The 2,960-nt window shown below is 62.1% G+C and carries 4 protein-coding genes; all 4 read left to right on the plus strand.

The window, feature by feature from the left end:
- Nucleotides 1-90: 90 nt before the first annotated feature.
- From NUV89_RS28910 to NUV89_RS28925, 4 genes are read left to right on the plus strand one after another with little or no spacing between them, the layout of a single operon-like run.
- A complete protein-coding gene (locus NUV89_RS28910) occupies nucleotides 91-792 on the plus strand; it encodes an ABC transporter permease (protein WP_124529640.1) in 702 nt (233 codons plus the stop codon).
- Nucleotides 789-1,502: an ABC transporter permease gene (locus NUV89_RS28915; protein WP_257784008.1), complete on the plus strand. Its 714-nt coding sequence runs from the start codon at nucleotides 789-791 to the stop codon at nucleotides 1,500-1,502. The genes NUV89_RS28910 and NUV89_RS28915 overlap by 4 nt, the downstream gene beginning before the upstream one ends.
- 3 nt (nucleotides 1,503-1,505) lie before the next feature.
- Nucleotides 1,506-2,336: an ABC transporter ATP-binding protein gene (locus tag NUV89_RS28920; RefSeq protein ID WP_257784009.1), complete on the plus strand. Its 831-nt coding sequence runs from the start codon at nucleotides 1,506-1,508 to the stop codon at nucleotides 2,334-2,336.
- A gap of 5 nt (nucleotides 2,337-2,341) precedes the next feature.
- Nucleotides 2,342-2,839, plus strand: coding sequence for an Lrp/AsnC family transcriptional regulator (locus NUV89_RS28925; protein WP_016974875.1), 498 nt, complete (start codon nucleotides 2,342-2,344; stop codon nucleotides 2,837-2,839).
- The last annotated feature ends 121 nt before the right edge of the window (nucleotides 2,840-2,960 follow it).

Consider the following 2,960-nt stretch of genomic DNA (forward strand, 5'->3'; position numbering starts at 1 on the left):
GACTGACACTCCGCATTCGCGAGCAAGCCCGCTCCCACACAAGCCCGCTCCCACAGGGGGATATCTGTGCCCTTCAGAGATACTCCCTCCATGAATGACCTCCTAAACCTGCAGGGTTACGGCCCCATGCTCGCCCAAGGCGCGTGGATGACGCTCAAGCTGTCGTTCCTCGCCCTGGCCCTGAGCCTTGTCCTGGGCCTGATCGCCGCCGGCGCCAAGCTCTCTCGCGCGAAATGGCTGCGGCTGCCGGCCACGGCGTACACCACGCTGATCCGCAGCGTGCCAGACCTGGTGCTGATCCTGCTGATCTTCTACAGCCTGCAACTGTGGCTCAATGACCTCAGCGAAATGGCCGGCTGGGATTACTTTGAAATCGACCCGTTCACCGCTGGCGTGGTGACCCTGGGTTTTATCTACGGCGCGTATTTCACCGAGAACTTCCGTGGCGCGATCCTCAGCGTGCCCGCCGGCCAATTGGAGGCGGCCACCGCTTACGGCCTGAGCCGCTGGCAGCGTTTCCACCTGGTGCTGTTCCCGCAACTGATGCGCTTTGCCTTGCCGGGCCTGGGCAATAACTGGCTGGTGCTGCTCAAGTCCACCGCGCTGGTGTCGATCATCGGCCTGTCGGACCTGGTCAAGGCCGCGCAGAACGCCGGCAAGACCACCAACGAGCCGTTGTACTTCCTGATCCTCGCGGGTCTGGTGTACCTGGTGATAACCACCCTCTCCAACCGCATCTTCAAGCGCCTCGAACGGCGCTACAACCTCGGCATCAAGGGGATGGCGCGATGATCGACCTGTTCCAGCAATACGGCCTGGCCTACCTGTTCAGCGATGGCGCGGGTTTGTCCGGCGTGGCCATGACGTTGTGGCTGTTCATCGTCTCGGTGGTACTTGGGTTTTGCCTGTCGATCCCGTTGGCGCTGGCGCGGGTGTCCGAGCACTTCTGGTTGCGCTGGCCGGTGGAGGTCTACACCTACCTGTTTCGCGGCACGCCGCTGTATATCCAACTGCTGATTTGCTACACCGGGCTGTACAGCCTGGAGGTGGTGCAGGACAACGCCCTGCTCAACCAGTTTTTCCGCAATGCGCTGAACTGCACCCTGCTGGCCTTTGTGCTGAACACCTGCGCCTACACCGTGGAGATCTTCGCCGGGGCGATCCGCAATATCCCCCACGGCGAAATCGAAGCGGCCCGCGCCTACGGCCTGCACGGCTGGCGGCTGAACCTGTTCGTCGTGGTGCCCGCGGCCCTGCGCCGCGCATTGCCGGCCTACAGCAATGAAATGATCCTGATGCTGCACGCCACCTCCCTGGCGTTTACCGCCACCGTCGCCGACATCCTCAAGGTGGCCCGCGACGCAAATGCCGAGACGTTCCTCACGTTCCAGGCGTTTGGCATCGCTGCCCTGCTGTACATGCTGCTGTCCTTTGCACTGGTGGGCCTGTTCCGACTGGCCGAACGTCGCTGGATGCGTTTTCTTGTTCCTACCCGAGGCTAACCCATGAATCAGTCCGCGCAGGCCCTGGCCGCATACCCCATTGATGCACCCGCAGCCAACACCACCACTGCCGCCGTCAAGCTGCAAGTCGAAGGCATCCACAAACGCTACGGCGACCACGAAGTGCTCAAGGGCGTGTCCGTCAATGCCCGCAATGGCGATGTGATAAGCCTGATCGGCGCCAGCGGCTCGGGCAAAAGCACGATGCTGCGCTGCATCAACTTTCTCGAACAACCGGACGCCGGGGTCATCACCCTCGACGGCATCAGCATCGAAATGCAGCCCGGCCGCGCCGGCACCCGCGCGCCGCACCAGGCCCAGCTGCAAAACCTGCGCACACGCCTGGCCATGGTGTTCCAGCACTTCAACCTGTGGAGCCACATGACCGTGCTGGAAAACATCACCATGGCCCCGCGCCGGGTGTTGGGCGTCAGCGCCGCCGAAGCGGAAAAACGCGCCCGCCTGTACCTGGACAAGGTCGGCCTGCCGGGCCGCGTGGCCGATCAGTACCCGGCATTCCTGTCCGGTGGCCAGCAACAGCGCGTGGCCATTGCCCGTGCCCTGGCCATGGAACCGGAGATCATCCTGTTCGATGAACCGACCTCCGCCCTTGACCCGGAACTTGTAGGAGAAGTCCTCAAAGTCATACAGACGTTGGCCGAGGAAGGTCGTACCATGCTGATGGTCACCCACGAGATGGGCTTTGCCCGCCAGGTGTCCAGCCAAGTGCTGTTCTTGCATCAGGGCCGGGTCGAGGAACAAGGCGGTGCCGAGATCCTTGACCATCCCAACAGCGAGCGCTTGCAGCAATTTCTTTCCAACCGTCTGAAGTGAAACCCATGGATACCAAGGCCAACGGACCCCATTCCTCCCCTGCGCTGGATCGCATCGATGAAGCCATCATCGAAGTGCTGCGCCACCAGGGGCGTATCACCTACGAAAAGCTCTCGTCGCTGGTGCACCTCACCCCCAGGCCCTGCCTGGAGCGGGTGCGCAAGCTGGAGCGACGCGGGGTGATTCGCGGGTACGGCGCGATCATCGATGTGCAGATGGTCTCGCCGGGGTTGTCGTTGCTGGTGCTGGTGGCCTTGTCCAACCAAAGCGGGCGCTCGGCGCAAAAGGCGTTCGAAGCCTGCGTCAAAGCCTGCCCGCAGGTGTTCGAATGCCAACTAATCAGCGGGCCGTTCGACTACAGCCTGCGCATGCGCTGCCGGGACATGGAGCACTACCGGGTGCTGACGGAGACCTGGTTGAACAATGACGAGTTGCATATTGATAAGTTGGTGGCGCATCCGGAGTTGGCGGTCGTCAAAAACACCGCCACAGAACTGGCCTGAAAGGCAATTTACCAAACACTGCATAACCCCTGTGGGAGCTGGCTTGTGTGGGAGCGGGCTTGCTCGCGAATGCGGTGGGTCAGCCAATAAATCTGTTGCCTGACACTCCGTCTTCGCGAGC

It is taken from the genome of Pseudomonas sp. 18.1.10 (assembly GCF_024655625.1).
Taxonomy (GTDB): domain Bacteria; phylum Pseudomonadota; class Gammaproteobacteria; order Pseudomonadales; family Pseudomonadaceae; genus Aquipseudomonas.

Coding starts and splice junctions, on each gene's coding strand:
- NUV89_RS28925 (WP_016974875.1), top strand. CDS start 2,342: ATGGATACCAAGGCCAACGGACCCCATTCCTCCCCTGCGCTGGATCGC.
- NUV89_RS28920 (WP_257784009.1), top strand. CDS start 1,506: ATGAATCAGTCCGCGCAGGCCCTGGCCGCATACCCCATTGATGCACCC.
- NUV89_RS28910 (WP_124529640.1), top strand. CDS start 91: ATGAATGACCTCCTAAACCTGCAGGGTTACGGCCCCATGCTCGCCCAA.
- NUV89_RS28915 (WP_257784008.1), top strand. CDS start 789: ATGATCGACCTGTTCCAGCAATACGGCCTGGCCTACCTGTTCAGCGAT.